The sequence below is a fragment of the Bacillus sp. 05T22 genome, assembly GCF_056396765.1.
The window spans coordinates 1-437 of the sequence record NZ_JBFTMC010000295.1 but is presented as its reverse complement, the minus strand read 5'-3'; the positions used below and the strand labels follow the sequence as shown (position 1 = coordinate 437).

Here is a 437-nt window from a genome sequence, read left to right as displayed (position 1 = left end):
CTTGGTAGAGCACCTGGTTTGGGACCAGGGGGTCGCAGGTTCAAATCCTGTCTTCCCGATATTTTTAAAACATGGGGCCTTAGCTCAGCTGGGAGAGCGCCTGCCTTGCACGCAGGAGGTCAGCGGTTCGATCCCGCTAGGCTCCACTTTAGTTATTTATTGGAGGTATACCCAAGTCTGGCTGAAGGGATCGGTCTTGAAAACCGACAGGCGGCGAGAGTCGCGCGGGGGTTCGAATCCCTCTACCTCCTCCATTTTTTTAATAATATAATATCGTCGCGGGGTGGAGCAGTTCGGTAGCTCGTCGGGCTCATAACCCGAAGGTCGCAGGTTCAAATCCTGTCCCCGCAACCAAATGGTCCCGTGGTGTAGTGGTTAACATGCCTGCCTGTCACGCAGGAGATCGCCGGTTCGACCCCGGTCGGGACCGCCATTTA

Annotated in this window: 4 tRNA genes; all 4 read left to right on the top strand. The window is 55.4% G+C overall.

Annotated elements, in window-relative coordinates:
- Window positions 1–73: 73 nt before the first annotated feature.
- The 4 genes from AC1DIT_RS28550 (at window position 74) to AC1DIT_RS28535 (ending at window position 433) form a co-directional block, all read left to right on the top strand.
- Window positions 74–146: transfer RNA gene (locus tag AC1DIT_RS28550), tRNA-Ala, on the top strand.
- A gap of 15 nt (window positions 147–161) precedes the next feature.
- A tRNA-Ser gene (locus AC1DIT_RS28545) sits at window positions 162–254 on the top strand.
- A 23-nt stretch (window positions 255–277) separates the two neighbouring features.
- Window positions 278–354 (top strand) — tRNA-Met (locus tag AC1DIT_RS28540).
- A gap of 3 nt (window positions 355–357) precedes the next feature.
- Window positions 358–433: transfer RNA gene (locus AC1DIT_RS28535), tRNA-Asp, on the top strand.
- The last annotated feature ends 4 nt before the right edge of the window (window positions 434–437 follow it).